Genomic DNA, 1,333 nt, shown 5'->3' with positions numbered 1-1,333 from the left:
CACACACCACAAATCACCAAAGAATAGCTCCCCGAAAGCTATTACCCACACCATCCCGCACCTCCGGCCACATTTGTGCTAACCGCACACCGGTTGGATTAAAGGATGACCACCAACCGCCCCAGCTGCCCACTATGCGGCAACAACACAAAGAAAAACGGCACCACCAGCAAATCAACCACCCGTTGGCGCTGCACCCACTGCGGACACTCCTTTACCCGCAACACCCAAACCCACAACAAAAACACCGCCACCATGGCTTTGTTCATCCAATGGGCCACCGGCACCCAATCTCTAACCACCTTCGCCGCACACCATGGCGTAACCAGGCAAACCATGCACCACCGATTCCGATGGTGCTGGTGGATCATCCCCACACCCACCATCGACTCATTCCGCATCCATGACCAAATCTTCCTCGACGCGACCTATCTAAAGTCCGGATGCCTCCTGATCGCAGCCAGTAAAACCCACGTCATCAACTGGACCTGGGCCAGACACGAAACCACCGCCGCCTACACCGAACTCCTACGCCCCATTGCCGCACCACTAATCGCAGTCACAGACGGCGGACAAGGTGCCCAATCAGCCATCCACCACTGCTGGCCAACAACACGCATCCAACGCTGCCTCGTCCACGCCCAACGAACAGTCCGCCGCCACACCACCAGCAACCCCCGCACCGATGCCGGCAAAACCCTCTACCGCCTAGCCCTGAAACTCACTCGCATCACCGACCTTGACCAAGCATCCACATGGGTCGCCCACCTGCACGAATTCGACCACACCTACCGGGAATGGATGAACGAGAAAACCACCATCAAAGACCCTGCTACCGGCGCCTACACCAAGGTCTACACCCACCAACGCGTCCGAGCGGCCTATCAATCATTGCTATCTCTGCACCGCAGAGACCTGCTGTTTACCTACCTGCAACCCCCACCAACAACCATCGACCCCGACAACCTTGCAGCAACAACAAACAGCCTCGAAGGTGGCATCAACGCCCCCATAAAAGAACTAGCCCGCAGACACCGCGGACTATCACTACCGCATCAACGCACAGTGATGGATTGGTGGCTGTATCTACATACAGAAGTCCCTGACGATCCGGTCAAGATCGCCAGGGACCAACGATGGGGTCAAGACGCACTTTCCACAGCAACAGACCTGATCACCCACAACACCACAGCCACTACCAATGACATCGGTGCACCAGCAGAATACGACACCGCCATCGACACCAGCTACCAACACAACCTCGGCATCCAAAAAGGCTGGATCAAATAACCGCAACACGCCCGGAAAAGACACACTTTTCTTTACTTAACCC

1 protein-coding gene is annotated in these 1,333 nt (G+C 56.3%); it reads left to right on the top strand.

What is annotated here, in order from left to right:
- The first annotated feature begins 105 nt into the window (after window positions 1-105).
- Window positions 106-1,290, top strand: a complete 1,185-nt coding sequence (locus QKE19_RS11135; RefSeq protein ID WP_011018353.1) for an IS256-like element IS3503 family transposase — start codon at window positions 106-108, stop codon at window positions 1,288-1,290.
- Window positions 1,291-1,333 lie beyond the last annotated feature (43 nt).

The sequence above is a fragment of the Corynebacterium sp. c8Ua_99 genome, from assembly GCF_039907185.1.
Taxonomy (GTDB): Bacteria; Actinomycetota; Actinomycetes; order Mycobacteriales; family Mycobacteriaceae; genus Corynebacterium; species Corynebacterium jeikeium_D.
This window is presented reverse-complemented; position numbering and strand designations above follow the sequence as displayed.

Coding starts and splice junctions, on each gene's coding strand:
- QKE19_RS11135 (WP_011018353.1), top strand. CDS start 106: ATGACCACCAACCGCCCCAGCTGCCCACTATGCGGCAACAACACAAAG.